This is a genomic window from Nocardia sp. NPDC052001 (genome assembly GCF_040680615.1).
Lineage (GTDB): Bacteria > Actinomycetota > Actinomycetes > Mycobacteriales > Mycobacteriaceae > Nocardia.
The window spans coordinates 88,332-111,704 of record NZ_JBFAXC010000009.1 but is presented as its reverse complement, the minus strand read 5'-3'; the positions used below and the strand labels follow the sequence as shown (position 1 = coordinate 111,704).

Below are 23,373 nucleotides of genomic sequence, written 5' to 3'. Positions count from 1 at the left end.
AAAGACCACGGCTTCTACAGTTTTCGCTCGTCGAGCGGTTCGCCGGTCGCATCTGGCTGATCGGGTGACGAGCCGAAGGGCAAGCCACTGCTGTCCCGCCCTTCGGTCCTCATCGATCAGGGCTCACCGCCGCCGCGGCTGTGCCCGGTCGTCCTGCCCGTCGTCGTCGTCAGCGTTGACCGGTTCGTTCCAGTTGTCACCGGCCTGACCGTTGGGACCGGGTGCCCACATCAACTCGTTCATTGCTCACCCCCTCCGGCGAATCGATCGTGCGGAGGTCTGGTGGCGATCGCGCCGAGGCGCGACGGGCCGCGCACTGCCACACCGCCTCACCGGTGGTGGACGGGTCGCACCGGGCCCAGTTCCGGCGATGGAGCGTTCGATCGCATCCACGAGTCCCTCCATCGCGGCCAGCGAGGAGAACGGATCGGTGTGGATCAGGCCGGGAAACTGATCCGAGCGCGCCACGAATGCGGCATCGGCTTCGGACCAACGCACCTGAATCGAGGACAACCTGATCCACTGTCGCGTGCCGTGCATGATCTACTCCTTTCCGGGGGCACTCGACAGCTCGACGTGTTCACAACAACATGATGGCATCGGCTGCGTGATCAAAGTAGTTGTACCGCACAGTTTTTCACCCGGGTTGACAGACGTGACACAGCTTGGGGGGACCGTGCGCGGATTGGCCCGGCCTGCCCCTCAGCACACGGTTTTCACCCCCGTCGGAATGTGCGTGTTTCATACTTGGTTCGCCGGCGGGGCAGCGCCGGTAGGTCCCGGCGGTGAAACCACTCCTGTGCGCGTCAACGCACCCCCGGCGCCCGAGATGGTCGGTGGCTCGACTGTGCACCGACCCGGGGCGCAGCGCCCGCGCACGGGACCCTCTCGGATCTGCGCGGCCCGGACGTCACGATCTCCGAGTGGCGTCCGGGCCGCCCTGCCCGGGCGTATCCGGTGGAACTGGAGGCAGAACCACCTCCGCTACCAGAGGTATGGGTGTGCGAGAGGTGGCCTCCCCTTCGCAGCCTTTCCCAGGTCGCCCACCATCGCGTTGATAAAGAATGCGCTGACGCCCCATGAGAGCGGTCACCGCATCCTCCAGATCATCCCGAATTCGCGCGTCGCGCAGCGCGGAGCTCGGGTGACTCGGTCGAGGACTTGTCCAGTCGTAGTCCTCGATCAATGTCGTCCTGGCGCAACCACTTCGACAGTGTCACCGGACGGATCCCCCGTTTGACGGCCGTCTGTTCGCGGGTTTGCCCGCGCGCACCAGTGCGACCGCTCGCGCTCGGAAGTCGGCAGGACAGGGACGTAGCATGTCGATCAGCCTCTCGCGAAGGCCGCCAGTTAGTCACCGAACCTGGAACCCCAAGAGTAGGGCAGGCCAGGTTGTCACCTACCCCTGCAGCAGCCCCCCTGACCCCGAGAGCTTCTCTAGCTTGATTGAGCGAACCTGTCACGGTTCGCCGTACTCCGACAGCGGAATCGACAGGGACCACACCCGATTCTTGACGGTGCGGACGTATTCGACGATCGCGGGATCGGTTGTCACAGCGCCGCCTACCCAACGTCCATTCGGACCGGGCTCGAACACTGTGAACGACACAACCGAGTCATCGAACAGCCACCAGTCGTCTGTGGTCAGGTCGTCAACCGCGATCATGTGGCGGGGTAGGTACCGGACGTCTTCACCAGCCTCCACATTGAGGCGAGCCACGTGCTTCGCGTAGCGGGTGTAGTCGTTGTGCGGCACCGTAACTACCCGTGCCCTGTTCACTGCCACACCTCGACCTGTGGTCCCCCGGACCTGGTTCAACCAAGGCTGGAACCAGTCGTAGCTGTCCGGCTCGCCATTGAGGAAGCGGACCAAAGGAGGATAGTCCGCGGGATAGTAGTCATCTCTGACTTCGAGGTGGAATGCTTCACGTTTCGCCTCGTGAAACAAGTTGTTGAACGCGTCACCCTGCACTAGCAGCATTTCCGTCGTAGGTCCTTCCTCTTTCGGCACCGCGATGGCGGTTTCGTAAGTGGACAAAACCGTTGCAACTCTGGATATTACCATCTCTCCGGCATCGCAGAAATACAAATTTCCCCGTGAAGAGATCGACCAATGATCACCGGAACCTTCAACAGAGAATTCGAAATAGTCCACAAAAATCGGGAACCGCCAAAGAGTGACGCGCAGACATTCGGTCAGATTCATTGTCATTGAAAATGAGACAATCGACATCAGTAGGATTTTCGATCAGATATTGAAAACTGGTTAGTGAGAAATTTTCACTTAAGCCTCACCCCTAGCCTAGGGAACGGCCGGGCTCCCCTCTCTTCTTAAGATCAAATTGGTGTAACCATATCTGATATTTCCGATCCGGTTGCTTACTCCGGTAGGATTCCGAGCCATGGGTGACGTACTCGTCTTGTGGGACATCGACCACACATTGACGGAGAACAACGGCGTAAACAAGGAGATATACCGACTGGCGTTCGAGCGGTTGACCGGATGCCCCGCGGTGCATCGCGCTCGAACCGATGGACGTACCGAGCCGGTAGTCATGCGGAACATGCTCCTTGACCACGGAATAGAACCGACCCCTTCATTCGAGTCTCAAATGCTTGAAGTTCTCGATTCCGCAACCGCCTCCAATGCGGATAAATTACGCGCCCGAGGCCACGAGCTGCCCGGAGCGCGTGCAGCGCTAGCCGCACTTCAATCCACCGAAGGAATTATTCAATCCGTACTCACAGGAAATATCAAGCCAAATGCGATCACTAAACTGTCAGCATTTGACCTAGATGGCTTCATAGACTTCGAGGTAGGAGGATACGGCTCCGACCACGATGTCCGGTCGCAACTGGTCGCCGTCGCGCAGCAGCGGGCATCAGCGAAGTTCGATGTCAGGTTCGACAGCGCCAATACTGTGGTAATCGGAGACACAACTCGGGATGTCCAGGCAGGAAGAATTGGTGGTGCTCACGTGATCGCCGTAGCCTCCGGCTCCGACAGCGTCGAAGAACTTGATGCCGCAGGTGCGGATATCGTCTGGCCCGATCTGAGAAATACTCAAAATATCATTGCGGCCATCAAGAGTTTTCAGAATTAAATTCTCGACCCTTAGTTTCGAACCACGGGATCGGCGCGATGCTTCCAGAAGTTCGATTCTTCAATCCCCTTTGATACATCCCAGACACGATTAAAGCTTCGTGCATACATTTCGAAGAAGTCTCCGCCCTCCATCCGGCGCAGATGGAGGATCGGGGCCATATATCCATACATGCCGTAGACGGGTTGATTTATCAACATTTCATCGTCATAGACGAAGATCGAGTTGTACAGGGTTTCCGACTGCAATCGGAAGTCAATTCGTGGAGTGCCTACCAGCGGAGCATAGTAGGACAGGGCCATTCTAACGCGAGCAGGTATCCCCTCGAAGAGCCGTTCCTCTACGCCTCGCCTTACGCACAGTTCACTGTCCGGATCCGCCATTAGAATACGAACCTCAGTGCCGTTCTCTGCTTTTCGCCTGAGGATCTCTATCGAATCCGGGTTGTCCTCGGGAAGAAACAGACTTGCATTAGCGTAGAGCCATATTCGCTTGCTTGCGGTAGCGAGCAGATCCAGCCAGAGATGTCTCGGAACTTCCGAACGGTGCGGATACAACGTCACGATTTCAGCCTGTGAAGCTGCTTGTCTATCCATCTCCAAGTTCGGCCACAGCCATAAATGCGAGACACCGAGAACTCTCGCAGCGCGGAGGGCAGTACTCCGCCGAGGCGTGACTTCTCGGGTGATCCAGCGTTGAACGCTCTTGGGATCCAGGCCGAGTTCAGTCGCCAACGAACGCTCGTCGTAATCACTGTCAAGCAACGTGGCGCGGAGCCGCTCGTTGGGCATGGTCCTTCGGGGACGTTAGGGGCGTTTCCTGTCGGAGGATACGTCCCACAACGCCCCCAGCACGCGGTTTCTACGTCTTCTCGCGCTCCATAACGTCAACACCAGGCGTATCAGGGACGGTTCGGGCTCGGACTGCCAACCAGCGGCGAAAGGGGCGGACATGAACCAGGCCGAGAAGGCCGTGATCTACATCAATCTGGGTGTGTTGACCACCAAAACCGAACGGGATTGGACGGAGTACCACTCTCGCCAACGGGCGCACGACCTCGGGTTACGGGTCGCGGACGTCGTTGTTTTGGGCAACTCGGACGGCGCTCACCTACGAACCCTGTACAACACTGTCCGCAAGGTGGATGCGGGGATCGTGATTACGCCGAATCTTGGTCACCTGGGCGGGGATTCGGTGGATGTGACCGCGTTCGCCGAGCTTCAGACCGCTGATCCGGCGATGCGGTACCGGTGGCGTTTGCGGTTGTCGGAGAAGGAACTTCACGACGCGTTGGACTCGCGTCGCCCCCAGGCGCACCAGGCCCAACCGCGATAGGCCACCGCACGATGCTCGGGAAGAAACGGAGGTGGTCCAGGGACAGCATCCAGGACTGAGCACTCGATGACCCCCGGGGTTCGGTTGATACAGGCAACCGCAACTACCTACTCGACCAGTACGTGCCCCGGGGGTCTTGCGCCCCTGAGATTGTGGAGAGCGACAACCATGCGCGGAATCGGATACGTGAGCAAAACCCTCGCCGGTGACCGGCGCTCGGAGATCGAACACCAGATGTGGGACACCGCAACACGATTCGGCATCGAGTTGACGATTATCGCCTACGCCGAAGCACCATCGATTGACCAGGTCGAACGCCTGGAAACCCTTGTGCGGACCGACGACCCCTCGTACGTGCTCGTACCCGACCTGGCACACCTCGGCGACATCGATCCCGTCGATATCGACGGCTGCCCAGATGTGTATCTGCTCGCCGAACAACGCCTGTACACGATCTATCTCGACAACGAGGAACAACCCGAGGGCACACCGAGAATCATCCAACCCTGGACCGGACCTGGCGAACGATGACGTATTAGCTCGGTCGTTCCCAGCACGATCAGCTGACTCCGGCGGTATTCAGGTGCGCGTTTTCGCGTGCCGGTGAGGACTTCGAGACCGGCGTTGTTGGGGGGCGTGGTCGAGGTCGAGCAGCCACCCGCCCACCACCGGGCCGATCGCGGCGGCGACGCCGGCAACCGCGGCCCACGTGGCTACCGCGATCGCGCGTTCCCTGAACGAAGTGGCGATGGTGGCGCAGCGGGTGGCGGGATAGACCCTGCCGGGGTGCCGGCGACGTATTGACGACATGTGGGCGGTTGCGGGCGAGGAGCGAGTTGCCCTGCCAGACAACCGATCACGCTCACCGAGCCCATCGATGTCTCACTCATCTGAGAAACTCGGTCGCATGCTGCAGGTATGCCTGAACGGTGCCCGAACCCGAAAAGACTTCGCCGCTCTTCCGGTGACACCTGACGAGCTGGCGGCAGCGGCCCGCGACGCGGTGCGCGCCGGAGCCGCGGATATTCATCTGCACCCCAAGGACGCCGCCGGACACGACACCGTGGAGCCCGAGCACGTCGCCGCCGCGGTGACTGCGGTGCGTGCCGCGGCACCGAGCGTGCGTGTCGGTGTGACTACGGGCGCGTGGACCACCCAGCACGCCGACCAGCTTCTCGCACACGTGCGCGGATGGACCGTGCTGCCCGATCACGCCTCGGTGAACTGGCACGAGGACGGTGCGGTCGCAATCGCGGAAACGCTGCTGGCCAAGGGAATCGGGATCGAGGCCGGGATCTGGTCCGGAACCGATTCCGCCGCACGATTCCTCAACTGGCCCCATGCCCACCAGGTCCTGCGTGTGTTGGCCGAAGTCACCGACACCGACCCGTCCACCGCCCCACAGACAGCCGCCGCTCTCCTGGGCACGCTCAGCGCGGTGACAGATGTACCGATCCTGCTCCACGGAGAAGACGACGCCGCCTGGACCATCCTGTCCATGGCCGCCGCCCGCGGCCTGGATACCCGGATCGGTCTCGAAGATGTGCTCCACCACCCCGACCAGTCCCCCGCCGAGAGCAATGCCAGCCTAATCCGAGCTGCCCACCGCATCATCAGCCAGGCCGACAGCCAGTCCCGATAACCGACGGTGCCGTCCTCCCGCCAGCGCCGTATTCAATCTGCATTCTGCCGATCAGCGGTTCGCCAGTCGAGTTGCATTCGGCCCGTTGATCTTTCAGCCCTGACCACGTGGCCGCATCTCACCGCCTGGGACGCCCGTTGACTTTCCAAGGCACCCCGCTTGTGTGGGGGCGATCAACTACCCGCTGTGCATTGCCGGTCCCCACCCTGCGCCGCCAATTGCTTTACCGCGGTGATCATTTCGGAGAAGAACTCCTCCGGTAACACGCGCCACGTCCACGCGCTGCCCAGGATCGACAGAAGTCGATGTGCGACCCGCACGACCTGGTTCGGTCAGCGCACCATGCGGCCGGCGCGTATCGGAGTTGCGCGAGGTATCCGGTCAGGGCCAGATGACGCATTCGCCTGGAATGAGCAGTGGCTGCGAGTCCAGATCCACCGGACCAGGTCGAGCTGCACGGTCAAATCGCCAGGACCGCAACCCATTCCCTCTATGTTGCAGTCGTCGCAGCTACACCTACCTCTGCTCAATCTCGCCCGTCGCAGCAACAAGGTCCGACTAGAGATCGACTGCATCGTAGGTGTTGGCGCCGTCGCCGAGCCTCAGGCTGCGTTCGCCGGACCGAACCGTTCCTCACGGATTGCTGTTATCGGCGCTGGGTCGCCCGCGTCGAGCAGTGAGCGTTGCCCGGTATAGCCGGATATAGGTGAAGATGCCCAGCACCACGACAGCGATTGCCAGCGCCGAGACCACACCGGCGGGTGATGTTCCCGCGGCGACCAACAGACAGCAGATGAGGACACCCAGTCCTATCGGCAGCATCGAAGCGATGGCGATGGACAGGCGCACTCGGTGGTTCATGGAGTTACTCCCTTGCACAGCGCAGGATTTCGGTGAGGGTTAGTCGCGGGTGGGATCGTGGCGCGCACGGTCGAGGTAGTCCGCAACTGCTCGCCACTCATCGGCGGGCACGGCGGGATCGCCGGACATGGCGGCGGGGTTGTCATGCCAGGCGTTACGAACTCCCACCGAGACCCCGGCGTCCGCGCCGGTGAACAGCGCGCTCAACTCGTCCATGCGGCGCGCCAGGCGTCGAACGCGGTCGTCAGCGGGAGCCACCCCTTCTCGCCGGAGCCGATCAGCCCTGCGATAGAGCTCCGGCCATTCGATCTCCAGCAGATAGTGTTTCGCGGGACCGAGCGCTGTCGCCTGAGCATCGAGTCGTCGGATCTGATCGGTATCCAGATGCCGGTTCAGTACCTGCTCGCTCGCCGGGCTCGCACCGCCGAGCGCACCAAGCGCCTGCAGCAGTGTTTCGGGTGTCGCGCCCTGGTCGGTCGCCAATTCGGCGGCGAGCCGCACCAGTTTCCGCCGCACCGCATCCAGTGCCGCGAGGGACGCCTCGACACCGCGCAGATGGTCGCTGACGACCCGGGCCGAATCGACGCCCGCATCCAGGCAGACAACGATCGACTCCAGGCTCAAACCCAAACTACGCAGCGCCAGAACCTGATACAGACGGATGAGGTCCTCTCCGGTGTACTCCCGATATCCGCCGGGCGTCCGCCGAGACGGACTCAGAACACCGATCGCATCCCAATGATGCAATGTCCGCACAGTCACACCGCTGGCCTCGGCAAGCGGTCCGACTGTCCAGCCTCCGGAAGTAGTCACTCTTTCACCATGCACCCTCACGCCACGTCAGGGTCAAGCAGCGAACAACACCCGGTATACCGTGCGGGCTCCGCCGAAGGTTCTCCTCAGCCGTACGAAATTCGGCATTCCAGTGCACTCCCAGAAGCCGAGTGGCATTCAGCCCGCTGATCTTTCAGGGCGCCGACTGGCCGGTTCTAGCTCAATGCCAGACCCTGTGCGGTGAGACCGTAGGTGTCGTCGACGCGTTGCTGGTCAGTTCCGACAGGTGCGGCCAGGCCGGGCATCATCGCACGCAGGATCGGCTCCCATTCCTCGCGGTGCGGCGGGAAGCATCGTTGTAGCAGGTCTGTCATGACAGCGGGCGCTGTCGAGGCGCCGGGTGAGGCACCCAGAAGTCCCGCGATTGTTCCCTCGGCGCCGGTGACGAGTTCGGTGCCGAAGGTCAGGACACCGATGGTACGTGGGTCTGGTTTGACCAGTTGGGCGCGTTGCCCGGCCTGGATCAGGTGCCAGTCCGCGGGGTGCGCGTTCGGGTAGAACCGTTGCAGCTGTGCGAATTTCCGGGTGCGGGTTGAAAGGAGCTGCCCGATCAGATAGCGCACCAGTCCCAGATTCTGCAGGCCGACCGCGAGCAGGACCGCGAGGTTTCCGGGACGCAGTGTGGTGAACAGGTCGGTGAGTCGGCCGTGTTTGAGCAGTCGGGTGCTGAAGGTGGCGTAGGGACCGAACAGTAGTGATTCCTGTCCGTCGACGATGCGTTTGTCCAGGTGCGGCACCGACATCGGTGGCGCACCCAGCGCGGCTTGGCTGTAGATCTTCGCGTCGTGACGTGCGACCACATCGGGGTTGTCGGTGCGCAGGAACTGCGCACCGAACGGGAACACCGCGTACCCGCGGACTTCGGGGATGCGAGCTTTCTGCAGCAGTTTGAGGGCGTATCCGCCCGCGCCGACGAAGACGAATCGGGCACGAACGGTGAAGGGCTGCTTGGCTTTACGGTTACGGCCTGTGATTGTCCAGATGCCCTCGGGGTCGCGGTGCAGTCCGGTGACTTCGTGGGACAGGTGCACGTGTGCGCCGACCTCGACCATGACGCGGGTCAAGCCTTCGGTGAGTGCGCCGAAGTCGACGTCGGTGCCTGCGGCGTAGCGGGTGGCGGCGATGGGCTCGCCGCGGTCGCGGCCTGCCATCAGCAGCGGTGCCCACTCGGCGATCACTGCGGGGTCCTCGGAGTACTGCGTTGCCGAGAACAACGGCACCGACCGCAGCGTCTGAAACCGCTGTCGTAGATAGCGCACATCTCGGTCACCGAAAACCACATCCATGTGTGGGGCGGAATGGATGAAGGCGGCCGGGTCGGGCAGGTCGCCATCCGCCACCAGCGCCGTCCAGAACTGCCGCGACACGTGGAACCACTCGCTGATCTGCTCGGCTTTGGCTGAGTCGCCAGGATCGGGCATGTAGTTCAGTTCGCAGAGCCCGGCATGGCCGGTGCCGGCATTGTTCCAGGGGTGGGAGCTCTCGGCGGCGATCACATCGAGGCGTTCGAACATGGCCATCGACCAGTCGGGTTGAACCTTGGCGAGTAGCGCGCCGAGCGTGGCCGACATGATGCCGCCTCCGATCAACGCGACATCGAGAATCTGCTCCGGTGCAACGGATTTCGTATCAGTGGTACGTGTTGAATGCATGTGAGATCTCCCCTTGGTGCTGTATCGAGGGAATCCTCACGCGCACCGGACCGATCCGTCTACAGGCAGAACTCGATGATTATCATCCAGAAATGGATGACTCCGGATCGGCTGAGGTCGAGACATTGGTGCCGTTGCTGGCGGCCTTCGACGCGGCCGCACGCGAGGGACACATCACACGTGCCGCACAGGCGCTGGGGGTTCCGCAATCCTCGCTGAGCCGACGATTGAAGGCCGTGGAGAAGAGCGTCGGCACGCAGCTGTTCCAACCGGCGGGGCGCGGAATCACACTCACTCCGGCTGGACGCGAGCTGTATGAACGCACGCATGGCCTGGTGCACTCCCTGCGCGACGCGGTCAGCGTGGTCCGCAGCAACGCCGACCCCGACGCCGGTCTGGTGCGGTTCGGATTCCCACTCACGCTGGGGCCGGTCAGCGTCCCCTCGCTGCTGGCCGACTTCCACACCGCGGCACCCCGTATCCGACTGCACCTGGTCCAGGCGCACGGTGACGCGCTGGCCAGCATGATCCGCGAGGGACTGCTCGATCTCGCCGTCATGATCCCCGCGCCGACCGATCTGCCCTCTATGACGCTCGGGCACCAACGCATCCACCTCTACACCGCCTCCACCCACCACCTCTCCGGGCGCGACAGCATTGACCTCATCGAAGCCGCAGGCGAGAACTTCATCGCCAACCCACCCAACTATCACCTGCGCCGCATGCTCGACACCTGGTGCGACGAAGCAGGATTCGCACCACACGTCGCCTTCGAGATCACCGAATTCGAAACCCTGCGCGCCCTCGTCGCCCACGGCCTGGGAGTGGCCCTACTACCAGAACCCGAGACCCCGCACCCCGGCCTGCGCCCCATCCCCCTCACTCTCCCCCGGAACCGCACTATCGGTCTTGTCTCCGGACACCACCAACCCACACCCGCCGTCGCCAGACTCCACAGCTATATCGCAGAACACGCGCCAACCCGCCTCGGAAGCTGACCCGCGGTGACTGCCACAGCTTTCGGGCACGCAACTCGGCCATGCGGCTCAACGTCTTCAGGGTCGAAGAGGTACGCAGTTGCTGCCGGCCCGGGCGGACAGTGAGTCGGTGAGATCCTTCAGGAAACACAGGAACTGCACCGACGCGCTCGCACTGCCGCTGTCGGCGATCGGGCCGCTGGCAGCGGGCGGATTCGCTGGCGTGGCCGACGCCGATCCGGCAGCGAGCAGCGGAGTCAGAATCGTTGCGGCGGTGAAGATCACGACACCGAGACGAGTTCGCATACTGAGGTCCTTTCGTGCGGCCGAGCAGAATCCCGGCGCGGTGCGAACAATATCCAGGTGCGTTCCAGCCGAGACAGCCCCGGAAACCGTTGCCATCGGGAGGACGGGGTCATTCAGGCGCGAAGCCCGCGTCGGCAGCGGGTCGTCAGGATCGCTGGCGGTAGAGCGCCTCGATTTCTTGTCTGGAGAGCGGGTGCGGCCGTGTCATCCGGTACTCACCGCTGCGTCGGCTGATGTACAGGAATGTCGGGTAGTGGCCGGATTCAGCGCATTGCCAATGCATTTGGCCCGCAGCGAGCTGAATCACCAGATTGTCGGCGGGACCGGCGAGTAGATCTATCGCCATCCGCTCGGCGGCGGCTCGGTTCACGGGCCGGACATCGGTGAGGTAGGAGAACAACCGGCTCACATATTCCGACCACCACCGCACCCACCCATCGCCACTGCTCGACGCTCGATCAGCGGCGGAGCGCAAGGCTGGATACTCATGCGCGACTTGCCATCCCATGATCCGGCGGGAGTAGTCGTGCAGAACCGTGGCGCAATAACTCCGCTTCGGGCATTCAGCATCCGCGACGGCATTCACCAACAGCGGCAGCCCTGCCGGGTCATGGAGCAACAGGTCCTCATCCTGCTCCATCAACACCGCATCGGGGTCGGCCGCCCACGCCCAGAACGACTCTTCATCAGCAAAAGGCCACAGTCCCGGAGCCTAGCCGAAGCATCGGAGGGCATCCCGCTCACCGCCGGCACCGATTCGGGTCGGCTGGATCTTCAGTCAGATCTCGAGTTCGTCGCCGATCTTGCGCAGATGGTGGCGTGCGAGAGCCAGATTGGCGCGCATACGGTCCAGCGCCAGGTAGAGGAACAGGCCCGTGGAACGCTGGGCGCTCAGTGGGCGCAGAATGTGATACTGCCCCGACAGCGTGATCAGGATGTCCTCGATCCCGTCATTGAGGCCGAGCTGTTCGATCGTGCGGATCTTGGCTCGCATCACCTCGGTGCTGCCGGCCGCGCCGATCTGAAGATCCAGCGACCGAGATCCTCCCGCTGTGCCGAGGGCCATTCCGCTGGCGCAGTCGACGACCGCCGCGCCCAGCACGCCGTCGATGTTCATCATGTCCTTCAATGCCACATCCAGGTTCGACATCGCTCACCTCTTTCCCGTATCGCGTTGCGGCTCAGTAGGTTTTCGGAACTTCCAGCTGGGACCTGTTGGACGACATCACGAATCCTGCGGTGGTCATCACCGTTTCGGGCGGAGTGACGGAAGGGGCCAATAATTCCGCGATCACTCGTGCCACCGGACGCGCCTCCAGATGCACCCGAGCGAGTACGGCGTCGGCGGCGGTCAGAACTGTCAGTGACGCGGTCGGACCTGCGGAATACACGACCACATGTCCGGCGCCGCTGTCGATGACCACCTCGTGCAGGTCCGTACCGTGGGTCGTCGCGACGAAGGTCAGCGACAGCGACAGCTGCGCGGCCGCCAGTGCGGCGATACCGGTGGGCTCGATCGACTCGGGTAGGTCGCCCGCGATCAGCAGACCGTCACTCGACGCCACCACCGAGCCGATCAGATACGGAAGGCGCTGTCGTAGTTCGGATAGTCGGAGTTCGATGTCACTGTTCGGCGGTGCCTGGTGAGAGTGCAAACGATCGCCCCTTCCTGGAGTGTTCCCCGGACCATCTGCCCCGCCGTGACCGACGCCGACCATTCGGACACCACAACCACTGTGCCCAATGGGACCGGCTCGGCGGCAACCGTATCTACGCAGCGCGAATCATTGTGACCCGCTGCGCCATTCGTGCGCTTATCGAAGTTCGCTCTCCCGAATCCAGGACCGGAAGGGCCTGCCGCAGCATCGTCAGACCGCCCCAGCAATCCGGACCGGCACCTGGGAGCTGACCAGTACCCTTGGGGCACTGACCTTTTCGCTACCCTTGCTACGTATTTACAGCATAGCGGGGCGATGGCGAATGCGGAGCTACAAATCCAGATAGGGCCGGAATCGACACCGCCTCTCCCCGACGAGCCATGCCGATCACGCTGGGCGACAGTCCAATTCCGAGCACGCCCACACTCGGTCGACGCCGATGACGGGCGAGCTGTCCGACTCGAGCGGTCCGACGCTTAGGTCCACTGTGGGAAAAACCTCACTGATGGCCATCGCGCGACCGTCGTGATACTTTACTGAACATGTTCAGTGAACATGTTCAGTCACGGTCGGAGCAACAAGCAGCGACCCGACAGAAAGTCTTGGCGGCAGCCGAACAGCTCTTCCGCACCCAAGGCTTCAAAGCGACCACGATTCGACAGATCGCCGCCGAAGCGAACGTGAGCACCGGGACAGTCATGGCGGTCGGCGGAAAGGACACGCTGCTGGTATCCATCTTCGACACCTGGATCACCTCGGTGCACAACGACAGGCACACCGAGCTCGCACCCTCGACGACGACCGCGACCACCGAGGACGTACTGAAACTCTTCGTACCCTTCGTCGGATACTTCGCGCTCGACCCCGAACTCTCCCGCGAGTACACCGCGATCCTGGTCCGCGGAAACCATGAGTCGGTGATCTTTCGGGACCTCGCGCTGGCCCTGCTGGCCGAACTCGAAACCGTCCTCGCCCGTTCCCCGCTCCCCCGCAGCCAGGTCGGCCCCGGCGCTCGGACCATCTATCTCGCCTACCTGGGCTTGCTGATGACCGCGTCCAGCGGTGCCATCACGATGCCCGACGCGGCCGACCAATTACGCCAAACCATCGACTTCGTCATCGCACAACCGAACGGAAAACAATGATCCACGCACCCGAACCCTGGTGGCTGCCAGCACTACTCGCGCTTTCACTGTTCGCCGACGCGCTCATGTCCATCCGCCCGCCGAAGTTCATTCAGCAATGCCTCGACGGCGTCCGATTTCCGCGCGACTGGTGGTGGACACTGATCGCCATCAAACTGGCGGCCACCGCCGGATTGCTTGTCGGACTGAAATATCCGGGCATCGGACTCGCCACCGTGGTCGGGGTGATCGCCTACTTCACCTGCGCCGCGTACTCCCACTACCGGGCCAGGTTCCTGGGATACGAGTTCTGGATCAACTGCCTCGGCATGCTGACCCTGTCCGTGGCGGCAGCGGTTCCGTACGTGGCGTAAACGGCACGCGCCGTTCGACTGCGCCCGACCTCGACCATCGGCGAGCCACCCGCGCAACCGTCAGACCTGGAACAGTCGGCTAGGCAAAGCCGGTCAGTTCCAGCAGACGTTGCGCGGGCCGGCTCGGCGACTCGATGATCAGCTTGTGCCCGGTGGACGACAGGCGTGCGGCCAGGCGGACTATCAGTCGCAGTCCGACACCTCCGATGAAGGTGACCTCGGCCAGGTCGAGGATGACGTCGGCGGGTGCTAGCTGTACGAGTTCTCCGTAGGCATTGTCCAACTGGGGTTCGGTGGCCAGGTCGATCTCACCACGCATCACCACCCCCGGAAGGTCTCCGTGCAGGACACACCACACCTCACCTGGTCGAATGTCCAGATACCGCCGCGACCGCGCGACGGCCCGGGGGGTGCCGCTGGGTGAACTCACAATCGACCTCGTCTCCAGTGGACCGGCTCGATACGGCCACCCGAACAATTGTCGCACGACAAATATTTAACGGCGAACCGCAGTGCGCGATCCATTACCCCGATGGCGACCAGCGGACAGCGATGTCAGCGCATCGAACTTGCTATGCCGTGAGCAAGACCAGGGCGGGGACGCGGATCGCGACCGGATTGCCACAACGCGCGACCATGCGGTCGAAGTGGCTCGCCCACGTCAACTCTCACTGACGATGCCGTCGATTGCCGCACGGAAAATATTCCGTCAGCGGTCCGTCCGGTCAGGCGCGACGCTCCTGCGGTGCGATGTCGCTGCCGTGTTCCGCGCTCGCGGCGAACTCGGTCAAACCCGCCAGCAGCGCCTGCCGCCCTGCTGGGCTCATCCTGCGCAGTACCCGGGCCAAATCCCGCCGTCGAGTGTCGCTGACCTCGGCGAGCAGCCGCTGCCCATCCCTGGTCAACGCGAGCATCACCTCGCGGCGGTTGGCCGGGCTCGCGGTGCGGGCGAGCAGTCCCGCGGCTTGGAGACGGTCACACAATCGGCTCGCCGACGACGGCATCGCCTCCAACTCGACCGCCAAACCGTTGAGGTTGATCTGCCCATGGCGTTGCACGATCATCAGCGCCTGCAGCTGCGAGGGCGAGACTCGTGTCCCCACCGACTGCTGGGCCTGGCCCCACAGCACGACCAGCCGTTCCGCGGCCTGTTCCACGGCCGCAGTAAGGTCGGTCCCGGAACGGTCCGGCCGCTGCGCACTGCTCATCGCACTACTGTGACACGTCCTCTCGTCGTGAGCACACCCCGCGCGCGGTACCGTCGTCGAATTAGTGTCGTGCGACAATCGCCGCGATCGACCACAGCCGCGTAGCCCCCGGGGGCTCGCCGACTCTCAGAGGCCCACATGACCCGCAACGGCGACCCGCTCGCTCACGCCGAGACCGCCCTGCGCGCGAGCGCCCCGCACGCTCTGCTCGACGTCATCCGGGACACTCTCCGAACTGATTTCGCGGCACTCTCGGTCGAGCTGCTGCTGGCCGACTACCGGTTGTCGGTGCTGCAACCGGTTACCGAGCTGCCCCACACCGCGACACCGCTGGCGATCAGAACCACGACCGCGGGCCGGGCATTCACCGCCCAACAGGCACTGCTGGAACCCGGCCCCGCCGCCGAGGGCGTCGTAATCCATGTACCGGTGGCCGTGCGCGGGGACCGGCTGGGCATCCTGCGGATCGAACTGCCCGGCGTACCTACCGAGAAGGACCAGCGTGCGCTGGCCGCGCTGGCCACCATGCTGGGCCACGAACTGATCGTCGCCGAACGCGACACCGACCTCTACCTGCAAGCGCGCCGCCGCGAACGCCTCAGCCTCGCCGCGGAGATGCAATGGCAGCTGCTGCCCGGACGCGGCTGTTCTCGCGCGGAATACTCCCTGGGTGGGCAGCTCGAACCCGCCTACACCATCGGGGGAGACAACTTCGACTGGAGCACCTCGGCGGACCACCTCACCGTCACCGTCTCCAACGGCATGGGCCACGGCATCGGCGCCGCGCTGCTGACCAACCTCGCCATCAGCGCCCTGCGCAACGCGCGCCGAGCCGGACTCGACATCGCCGACCAGGCCTCATTGGCCGATCAGGCCCTCTTCGCACAACACGGAGGCAGTCAGCACGTCGAGACCCTGCTGCTGCGATTCGAAATCGCCACTGGCCGCGTCGGAGTCGTCGACGCGGGCTCGCCGCGCGTACTTCGCTTGCGCGCGGGCACGGTCGAGCCGATCGAGTTCGACGCGCAACTGCCGCTGGGCATGTTCGACCGCACCGACTATCGCGAACAAAGTTTCCACGTCGAACCCGGCGACCGGCTCGTCATCGTCAGCGACGGCGTGCACACCGCCCAGTCTCCCGCTGGAATCGCTTACGGCACAACCAATCTCGACCAATCCATCCGCGCTTCCAGCAATTTGCCCGCCTCCCAGGCCGCATGCGCCATCATCACCGAACTGCTCGACTACCACGAGGGCACCGACCTGGTCGATGACGCGGTCGTGGTCTGCATCGACTGGAACCACCCCCACGGCAAATGAGCCGACAGGAACAACCAGGTCTGCTCAACCGTCCCGGTATGCACCACCCCGACTGACGAACGACCATGGCGCAACCCTCGCGGGACCGATACGGCCAGGCTCGGTATACGCCATAGCGCTTCTGCTACACCGGAACTCGCGGTGCCGTCAGCGACTACGCCGCCGACCGCGTCAATGAGAAGAGTTCGTGTATGTTCGCGGGCCTTTGCTCGGGACAGCACGGCGCGCTGGGCGTGCGGCCCGGCGCCGGAGCGCGAATACGACTCCGATGCCGATGTGGACGGTGATGGAAATCAGCAGCGCCCAGGTCACCGCGGCAGCCAAATCGCGGGTGGGAGGGAACAGTCCCAGCAGCTGGCCTGCGGCGAGCAGAGGAATGTTGGCGTAGCCGAAGCCGGTGTGAAAGCGCCGCAGCCGGTTGCCTTTGGGCGGTAGCCCGAAGGTGGTGATTCCGAGTTGGGCGTGTACGACGAGCAGGATCTCGTAGACCGGTTGCACCAGCGCGACCACGCCGACGCCCGGCCACAGGGTCGTCACAACGAGGGCGGGAAACGCGATCCAGCCTGCGCGGCGGGTGAGCTTCGCGACAGCGGTCGCAGGTAATGCCGCGGTGTCCGGCTCGCGGCGCAGCCAGTGCGCGGTACCCATCAGACCCGCCGCGAGCACCAGCTCGCCCATATTGCCCACCAACGGGGACTCCGGTGCCACTGCGGCGGCAAAGGTCATCACCGCCGCGGTGAGCATCATCGGTAGCCACCGTCGCCGCTGCCACACCCCGATACCGGCGACCAGAACGAACACTCCCGTGATTACCACCGGCAGCGCTTCGGTATCGGGGACAGGGATATTGGCGTACCGCAGGGTGCCGGCCCACCAGAGCGGCCGGAGCGACAACCCGACCACATCGTTGACGATCGCCACCGCGATCGAACCCAGAGCCAGTGCCCACGCGATGACCGTGCCCGCCCGCGAATCAGCCCATCGCACTCCCGCGCGGCACGCCACCGTCTGCGCCCACAGGATCAGCGTGGGGGTGAGCACGGCGTGCACCGCGAATCGCGGGATGCTCGCGACCTCGAGCACCGCACCCGGCCCGAGCGCCGCGCCGACCGCAATGACGGCGTTGTCGTACACCAGGGCCATACATAACAGCAGTGGGACGATCAGCAGCCGATTTCCGTTGCGCCGCAACCGATGTGCGCCCCACAGCGCCACCGCCAGATGTCCAGCGGACACCACGCCGAACAATGCCGAGACCATCATCAGGGTGTTCCTTCGATCGATACGACCGCCCGTGAGCGGAATGCCGCCCGAGAGCGGAATGCCGCCCGAGAGTAATATGACGACACGGTGTCATAAAAACAGGGATCGAAAGGAACAAGTCACCCATGCCCAAGATCACCGGTTCGTCGATGGCCGAACACCGCGAGGACGTCTCCCAGCGACTGCTCGCCGCGTTCGACGCCCTGCTGGCCGAGCGTGGGTACGAACAGCTCACTCTCCGCGATGTCGCCGAGCACGCCGAGGTGTCCCGCAGCTCGATCTACAACTATCACCGCGACAAACACGCCCTCCTGCTGGCCTGGTCACAACATCGCGTCGACCAGTACCTGCGCCTTCTCGACCGCGAACTCGCCGATAGCGACGACCCCAGCGAGAATCTGAGAACCGTCGTGGTCACTGTGCTGTCCGAATTCGCCGTGGCCTCCTCGAACGCCCGAAATCTCGCCGCCGCGCTGCCACCAGCCCAGCGCGCAGCACTCATGGACCACATCACACCCCTGCGCGACCGGTTACGCGACATCCTTCGTCGCGGCAGTGCCAGCGGGGTATTTCGCGATGACCCGGACCCCGACACCGCGGCGGACATGATCCTGGCCTGCCTGGACACCCAACGCCTGATACTGGCCGACGGCGGTGAACTCGCCGCCGCGGTCCGACGTGTGTGGCCGTTCATCACCCACGGCATCACCCGACCTGATCACCGGGAATGAGAGGTGTCGGTCGACACGACACCGTGGACGACGCACGAACTCCAATCCACCCGGGCGCTGAACACGACCAAGGCCATCGCTCCCCCGAGCACTCCTGATCGGTCGAGCGATCACTCGGCAAGCAGTACGTGCGACCGACGCCGGATACTTCGGCTTCGGGGGTCTTCGTTCCAATGCCCGTAGCCCCTCCGAAGCCTGGATGAGCCCATTCGCGCTGACGACGCCCCACGCGAATTGCTTGCCCCGAGGCACGTCCTAGTCGGAGGCAATCAGCGGTCCGCCGGTGAAGTGTCGGGCTCGACTCGAAACACCGGATAGTCAGCGGCGATCATGTCGAACTCGGTCAATGCGGCATGGCGGTCGACCGGAATGTGCGGGCGGGCGCCCGGCACCGTGTCGAGATAGCGACGCAAGATCTCGGCGCGTTCGGGCACAGGCACCTCGACCAGACGGACACGGCGTCGGCGCCCGTGTCGAAGCACGACTTTTCCCTGTGCGGCACGGACGTTGCGCACCCAGTCACAGTGCTCGCCGAGCATCGAGACCAGATACCACCGGTGGTGCCAGTCCGCCATACCCAACGGGAACTGCCGCACCTTCCTCGTCCGACGTCCGGGCACTTCCAATGTCACCCATCGCCGCGGCTGCAGACCCAGGGCGAACACCGCCGACCACAACCGCGCGAACCCTCGCGCAGTGGCATCGCCCCGCCCACCCGCGTACATGGCCCGCAAGCGTGCCGCGGAATACGGCCACATCAGTAGCCTCCTCACGATTCCGGCTTTCCCTGTCAACCAGGTACTCTGCCGGGCCTGGCGATCGAGACATAGAGACCAAAGGCCCTGCATCACTGGCCATTTCGAGCTACGGTGACGTGAGAGCGACTCTACGCACGTCACAGCCGAGATGCTGGGTGTCGGCGACGAAGTCAGAACAGCCCGTGCCTTCGCCGTTCGAATTCGCCTGCGTTGACAGGAATCTGCCGCACGCCGTGCATCAGCACAACGGGGCGTCGCAGACTTCGTCATCACACATATAGGGCGGCGCGGGCCGGGGACCTAGCCTTTGTTCGAGACCTGTCGGTCTCGCATTGACGCCCAGTCCGGTGTCCCGGTACCGCCCCGTTTCTATCGCACCCGCCGATCCGTGACGCACGCCCGCTTCTCGAACACCGAAGAAGGACAACGCATTTCATGACCGCCCGTCGCAACCGGATCGAGGGCGTCGGCGCCGCCGTCCTGACCGTGTGCTCGCTGCTGGCCGTCCCCGCGACGACCGCGGCCGCACCGCCGGCCACCAGCGCATGCTCCTCCCCCACTCAGAATCAGGGCTTCCGGCACGCCGATCCGGCGGACGTGGGCATCGACCCCGCAGCCCTGAACGACGCCATCGGTTTCGGAACGAGCAAGGGCGCGTACGCGATTCAGGTCTATCGCCATGGCTGCCGAGTCGGGGACGACACCCGCATCGGCAATCTGCCCATGCCCCTGGCCAGCGCCAGCAAGGGCGTCGCCTCGGTGGCCGTGGGACGCGCGATCTCCCTGGGGTACTTCGGCCTGGACGATCCGCTGGGCAAATTCTTCCCGCAGGCCGATCCCGAACATGCCGCGCTGACCGTGCGCCAGGTGCTCACTCAAACCACCGGGCTCCGGTTCACCTGGGCCGCCGATATCGCCGGTATCGCCACCGACGAGGTATCGCAGACCCTCGACAATCCCTTCGCCTTCGCTCCGGGTACGACCTTCCAATACGGCCAGGCCGTTTTGGTGCTGCTGCCCAAGATCGTGGAAATCGCCACCGGCATGGATTTCCAGGACTTCGTACAGCGAGAACTGATGGCGCCCTAGGGAATCGACCGGGATCAATGGGTGTGGCTACGGGACCGCAGCGGCAATACCGCGGTCAACGGCGGCTTGGCCATGCGTGCGGACGATCTGGCCCGCCTGGGCCAGCTCATGCTGCAGACCGGGCGCTGGGGTGAGCGGCAGTTGGTCGACGGGGACTACATCCGCCAGGCTCAGCAGCCCACCGAGGCCAACGGCGGGTATGGATTCCTGTTCTGGCTCAATGCCGGTGACTCCTACAAGACCGCCACCGTGCCGACTGCGAAGGTGTTCCAGCACGCGATGTTCCCCGGCGCGCCCCGCGATATGTACGCTTTCGTCGGCGCGCTCGGGCAGTTCGTGGCCGTGGTCCCCAGCCGCGATATGGTCATCGTGCGCATGGGCATTCCTGCCGGCATCGACCTGAACAACGTGCAGACCTCGCTGGCCGCGGAATCGAATCCCGACAACAAGGAATTCCTGCGCCGCGTCACCGCCGCGGTCACCGATCTGCCCGCCGAACCCAATGACGACCCCTACCGCTACGGCGACACCTTCGGGCCCGTGGTGAGCAATCTCGACGATCTCGCGTTCTGGACCGACCCGGCCGGACTCAGCCAGGTCCTGTTCGGCGTCGGTCCCTACGCGTCGAGCAACTGTAATCTGCTGTGGTGCAACGGCAAAGCCGTCCCGCAGGACATCTTCGCCACCATGCTCGATTCGACCGGGCAGATCGGCGCAGCCCTGCGCGGCCTGAACCACGGCCAGCGCTAGCCGCGAGTGATATCGGTCCCTGTCCGCTCCGCGGACAGGGACCACAGGCGTTGCGCCGACACAGGATCGAGCGCATACGGCCGCACGGCGGCATCGAGGAAGACTCGCAGACCACGCCCCCGGCGCCACAACGATCGCGCAGTCCGCTCGGAATCACACACCGCGACAATGACTTTCGGGCCAGCTAGCACGAGCTCCCTGGCCGCTTCCCAACCCGTGCGGACCGCATGTCCAGGCCTCCGTGACCGAGCCCCTCGCGGCGATCATGGCGGTCCTGAAGGACACGTCACTCCCGCATGGCGGATACGAACACCCCTGCCCGGAACGCATCCGCCATGCGGGAATGACACCGCGACCCGCTGCACGAGGCAATCCTCTGCGCGGACTTCGCGCCGATCGATCACATCGTCCTCGGGTCAGCGGCTCCGGGGCATACCGACTATTCGTGCCCGGTCGGTGCGCCCCGGCGTGAGACCGAGTACGCGGACGATCCCGGTCGGCGCTGTGCCGGTCCGATATCGTCCGCACGGTTCACGGCTGGGTGATGAAATTGGCGATGAGAGTGCTTGCCATTTCCGGCATTCCGTTGTTCTGTCGTTCCGCGGCCGTCACCACGTCATAGTGGCGGTAGCCGGGAATGATCTTGGCATTGGCGGGCAAGATACCGGCGTAACCCGCGTTCTGCAGTGGCGAGTCCCCCGAGAGCAGGGTCAGGTTGCGCCTGGCCGAAGGGGTGCTCTGCCAGCGGTCACCGTGCAGCAGGAAGTTCAGGATGCCGCCACTGCGGTTCTGCAACTGCTTGAGCTCCCCGTCGCGGCCGAGGCCGAGCGCGAAAATGGTGTCGGTGATGATGCGCAGCGGGGTGTACTGCTCGAAGAAGTCGGTGGGCTGCCCACCCGGATTCATCGCACGGGCGAACTGACGAATATCGGTCACCTCGTGGTCGCGATCGGTCGGGTTGCCCCGGACCGGATCGATACCGTCGATCGTGGAGGCCGGCATCTGATCGTAGTTCTTCCAGCCGCAGAGCCGGTTGTGGTCGACCGGGGTGTAGTTCTGCCCGTACCCGACCCGCAGCGGGATGATGAACAGGGTCGGTCCCAGGATCGGCACCGAGGCGAGTCCGTTGGGCACCGGGTAGGTCTTGCCGACCGTCGCACAGTCGTAAAATCCCAGCCCCGCCTGCATGACATATTCCGCCGAGTTCTGATCGAACAGCATCCCCAGCGCGGCGGCGTTGGTAAGCCGGTAATCGCGGGGAAGGTTCTGACCGGTGAACAGGTCCAGATAATCCTTGCCGTACATCAGGCGCATCCATGGTTCGCTGCGCAGGTCCGCAGGCACCAGGGATTTGAGATCGCTTTCGCCGTCCGGGTTCTGGTCCGCCGCCATGCCCGCCAGCTGATAGGCGTTCATGATCTCACTGGCCGACGTCACCGGCCATTGCGCCACGCTCAGACCGTTCTTCAGCAGCCAGTCCACGCCGTTCCGCGCCGCGCCGCCCACGGCGGAGAAGAACATGTCCAACGGCGGCGCACCGGCGAAGCCGGCGGGGTCGGTCATGGCGAATCCGTCTTCGGGAACGAGGCCGCCACCGCACAGGTTGAAACCCGCGTCGTCGGTGGTGGCGGCGTCCTGATCGAAATCCCACGCCATCATCGGCCCGGTCAGGAACGCGCCCAGCGAATGACCGCCGCAGAAGCTCTTGGTCCGGGCGCCGGGATCGGGCAGCAGGTACTCGATGACAACTCGCCAGTCGTCCAGGGTCAGGGCCAAGCCGTATTCGCCGAGATAGTTCAGATCCTGCGGAGTCTGATAGTGGTAGGACTTACCGTCGATCGACTTGCCGCCGAAGTAGTAGTCCGCGGCGACGTGATAGTCCCTCGCCTGCTGCGCGGCGTCCCACCCGGTGCGGTCCTCGGCGCAGTTCGCCCGGCGATCCAGGGAAATGTATTCGACGAACTTGCCGGTCGCGGCGGCCTTGCGAACCACCTGCGGCCCTTGCGGATTCAGGTTCGCCGCACCCGAGAAGGTGCCGGGTTGCACGCTGAGCACCGCGTCGGCGTCGGAGGTCTTCTCCGGTCCTTTCTTGGATCGGTAGCGCACGAACGAGATCCAGTCGCACGCCTCGGGATGCGCCATGGTCGAGTACCGGCTCGGGTAGTGCAGACGGACATAGCTCGCCTCGACATCGTCGCCCAGACCGGGATCACCGGTGACCGGGGTGACGGTCTCGGAATCGGCCGTTCCCGAGAACACCGGTGCGGCAACCGATTCCGGGATGGTCAAGCCGGTGACGACCAGGGTCGCGGTGACGGCCAAAGGAATAGTCATGGACAGTAGCGGTCTGATCCGCCTGGTGAGCCTCATTGCTCCCGCTTTCCGAA

General features: G+C 64.0%; 25 protein-coding genes. 11 read left to right on the top strand and 14 right to left on the bottom strand.

Annotated elements, in window-relative coordinates; translation table 11 throughout:
- Positions 1-1,459: 1,459 nt before the first annotated feature.
- The gene (locus AB0L82_RS33370) at positions 1,460-2,206 is read right to left on the bottom strand and encodes a DUF6879 family protein (protein ID WP_364645526.1); all 747 of its coding nucleotides are present in this window, start codon (positions 2,204-2,206) and stop codon (positions 1,460-1,462) included.
- A 196-nt stretch (positions 2,207-2,402) separates the two neighbouring features.
- Between AB0L82_RS33370 and AB0L82_RS33365 the strand changes: the two genes are divergently transcribed.
- Positions 2,403-3,104: a haloacid dehalogenase-like hydrolase gene (locus tag AB0L82_RS33365; RefSeq protein WP_364645524.1), complete on the top strand. Its 702-nt coding sequence runs from the start codon at positions 2,403-2,405 to the stop codon at positions 3,102-3,104.
- 11 nt (positions 3,105-3,115) lie between these two features.
- Here the strand turns inward: AB0L82_RS33365 and AB0L82_RS33360 are convergent, their stop codons facing one another.
- The gene (locus AB0L82_RS33360) at positions 3,116-3,895 is read right to left on the bottom strand and encodes a helix-turn-helix domain-containing protein (RefSeq protein ID WP_364645521.1); all 780 of its coding nucleotides are present in this window, start codon (positions 3,893-3,895) and stop codon (positions 3,116-3,118) included.
- 160 nt (positions 3,896-4,055) lie between these two features.
- Here AB0L82_RS33360 and AB0L82_RS33355 point away from each other — a divergent pair, with 160 nt between their 5' ends.
- The 3 genes from AB0L82_RS33355 (at position 4,056) to AB0L82_RS33345 (ending at position 6,081) form a co-directional block, all read left to right on the top strand.
- On the top strand, positions 4,056-4,439 hold the full coding sequence (locus tag AB0L82_RS33355; protein ID WP_364645518.1) for a hypothetical protein: 384 nt from the start codon (positions 4,056-4,058) through the stop codon (positions 4,437-4,439).
- Between the two features lie 168 nt (positions 4,440-4,607).
- Positions 4,608-4,970 (top strand): hypothetical protein, encoded by a 363-nt coding sequence (locus tag AB0L82_RS33350; RefSeq protein WP_364645515.1) that lies wholly within the window; start codon positions 4,608-4,610, stop codon positions 4,968-4,970.
- A gap of 376 nt (positions 4,971-5,346) precedes the next feature.
- On the top strand, positions 5,347-6,081 hold the full coding sequence (locus AB0L82_RS33345) for a 3-keto-5-aminohexanoate cleavage protein (protein WP_364645512.1): 735 nt from the start codon (positions 5,347-5,349) through the stop codon (positions 6,079-6,081).
- 633 nt (positions 6,082-6,714) lie between these two features.
- On the opposite strand, the gene AB0L82_RS33340 is transcribed toward AB0L82_RS33345, so the two are convergent.
- From AB0L82_RS33340 to mqo, 3 genes are all read right to left on the bottom strand, one after another.
- Positions 6,715-6,942: a hypothetical protein gene (locus tag AB0L82_RS33340; protein ID WP_364645509.1), complete on the bottom strand. Its 228-nt coding sequence runs from the start codon at positions 6,940-6,942 to the stop codon at positions 6,715-6,717.
- A 39-nt stretch (positions 6,943-6,981) separates the two neighbouring features.
- Positions 6,982-7,755: a MerR family transcriptional regulator gene (locus AB0L82_RS33335; RefSeq protein WP_364645506.1), complete on the bottom strand. Its 774-nt coding sequence runs from the start codon at positions 7,753-7,755 to the stop codon at positions 6,982-6,984.
- 176 nt (positions 7,756-7,931) lie between these two features.
- A complete protein-coding gene (gene mqo / locus AB0L82_RS33330) occupies positions 7,932-9,428 on the bottom strand; it encodes a malate dehydrogenase (quinone) (RefSeq protein ID WP_364645503.1) in 1,497 nt (498 codons plus the stop codon).
- A 92-nt stretch (positions 9,429-9,520) separates the two neighbouring features.
- Here mqo and AB0L82_RS33325 point away from each other — a divergent pair, with 92 nt between their 5' ends.
- Positions 9,521-10,426, top strand: coding sequence for a LysR family transcriptional regulator (locus AB0L82_RS33325; RefSeq protein WP_364645500.1), 906 nt, complete (start codon positions 9,521-9,523; stop codon positions 10,424-10,426).
- A gap of 57 nt (positions 10,427-10,483) precedes the next feature.
- Here AB0L82_RS33325 and AB0L82_RS33320 read toward each other — a convergent pair whose 3' ends face one another.
- The 4 genes from AB0L82_RS33320 to AB0L82_RS33305 form a co-directional block, all read right to left on the bottom strand.
- On the bottom strand, positions 10,484-10,711 hold the full coding sequence (locus AB0L82_RS33320) for a hypothetical protein (RefSeq protein ID WP_364645497.1): 228 nt from the start codon (positions 10,709-10,711) through the stop codon (positions 10,484-10,486).
- A gap of 145 nt (positions 10,712-10,856) precedes the next feature.
- A complete protein-coding gene (locus tag AB0L82_RS33315) occupies positions 10,857-11,351 on the bottom strand; it encodes a hypothetical protein (RefSeq protein WP_364645494.1) in 495 nt (164 codons plus the stop codon).
- 138 nt (positions 11,352-11,489) lie between these two features.
- A complete protein-coding gene (locus tag AB0L82_RS33310; RefSeq protein WP_364645491.1) occupies positions 11,490-11,861 on the bottom strand; it encodes a hypothetical protein in 372 nt (123 codons plus the stop codon).
- Positions 11,862-11,892: 31 nt separating this feature from the next.
- Positions 11,893-12,366: a roadblock/LC7 domain-containing protein gene (locus AB0L82_RS33305; RefSeq protein ID WP_364645488.1), complete on the bottom strand. Its 474-nt coding sequence runs from the start codon at positions 12,364-12,366 to the stop codon at positions 11,893-11,895.
- Between the two features lie 545 nt (positions 12,367-12,911).
- On the opposite strand from AB0L82_RS33305, the gene AB0L82_RS33300 reads away from it, so the two are divergent.
- Entirely contained in the window at positions 12,912-13,514 is a 603-nt protein-coding gene (locus tag AB0L82_RS33300; protein WP_364645485.1) for a TetR/AcrR family transcriptional regulator, read from the top strand.
- Positions 13,511-13,867, top strand: a complete 357-nt coding sequence (locus AB0L82_RS33295) for a DoxX family protein (RefSeq protein WP_364645482.1) — start codon at positions 13,511-13,513, stop codon at positions 13,865-13,867. The genes AB0L82_RS33300 and AB0L82_RS33295 overlap by 4 nt, the downstream gene beginning before the upstream one ends.
- A gap of 79 nt (positions 13,868-13,946) precedes the next feature.
- Here AB0L82_RS33295 and AB0L82_RS33290 read toward each other — a convergent pair whose 3' ends face one another.
- Positions 13,947-14,297: an STAS domain-containing protein gene (locus AB0L82_RS33290; RefSeq protein WP_364645479.1), complete on the bottom strand. Its 351-nt coding sequence runs from the start codon at positions 14,295-14,297 to the stop codon at positions 13,947-13,949.
- A 295-nt stretch (positions 14,298-14,592) separates the two neighbouring features.
- Positions 14,593-15,075 (bottom strand): MarR family transcriptional regulator, encoded by a 483-nt coding sequence (locus tag AB0L82_RS33285; protein ID WP_364645476.1) that lies wholly within the window; start codon positions 15,073-15,075, stop codon positions 14,593-14,595.
- Between the two features lie 138 nt (positions 15,076-15,213).
- Between AB0L82_RS33285 and AB0L82_RS33280 the strand changes: the two genes are divergently transcribed.
- Entirely contained in the window at positions 15,214-16,395 is a 1,182-nt protein-coding gene (locus AB0L82_RS33280) for a PP2C family protein-serine/threonine phosphatase (protein WP_364645473.1), read from the top strand.
- A 171-nt stretch (positions 16,396-16,566) separates the two neighbouring features.
- Here AB0L82_RS33280 and AB0L82_RS33275 read toward each other — a convergent pair whose 3' ends face one another.
- A complete protein-coding gene (locus tag AB0L82_RS33275; RefSeq protein WP_364645470.1) occupies positions 16,567-17,658 on the bottom strand; it encodes a hypothetical protein in 1,092 nt (363 codons plus the stop codon).
- 125 nt (positions 17,659-17,783) lie between these two features.
- On the opposite strand from AB0L82_RS33275, the gene AB0L82_RS33270 reads away from it, so the two are divergent.
- Positions 17,784-18,389 (top strand): helix-turn-helix domain-containing protein, encoded by a 606-nt coding sequence (locus AB0L82_RS33270; RefSeq protein ID WP_364645467.1) that lies wholly within the window; start codon positions 17,784-17,786, stop codon positions 18,387-18,389.
- A gap of 269 nt (positions 18,390-18,658) precedes the next feature.
- Here the strand turns inward: AB0L82_RS33270 and AB0L82_RS33265 are convergent, their stop codons facing one another.
- A complete protein-coding gene (locus tag AB0L82_RS33265; protein WP_364645463.1) occupies positions 18,659-19,147 on the bottom strand; it encodes a nitroreductase/quinone reductase family protein in 489 nt (162 codons plus the stop codon).
- A gap of 435 nt (positions 19,148-19,582) precedes the next feature.
- On the opposite strand from AB0L82_RS33265, the gene AB0L82_RS33260 reads away from it, so the two are divergent.
- On the top strand, positions 19,583-20,236 hold the full coding sequence (locus tag AB0L82_RS33260; RefSeq protein WP_364645459.1) for a serine hydrolase domain-containing protein: 654 nt from the start codon (positions 19,583-19,585) through the stop codon (positions 20,234-20,236).
- Positions 20,237-20,257: 21 nt separating this feature from the next.
- Entirely contained in the window at positions 20,258-20,986 is a 729-nt protein-coding gene (locus tag AB0L82_RS33255) for a hypothetical protein (RefSeq protein WP_364645456.1), read from the top strand.
- 531 nt (positions 20,987-21,517) lie between these two features.
- Here AB0L82_RS33255 and AB0L82_RS33250 read toward each other — a convergent pair.
- Positions 21,518-23,320 (bottom strand): hypothetical protein, encoded by a 1,803-nt coding sequence (locus AB0L82_RS33250; RefSeq protein ID WP_364645453.1) that lies wholly within the window; start codon positions 23,318-23,320, stop codon positions 21,518-21,520.
- Positions 23,321-23,373: the final 53 nt, after the last annotated feature.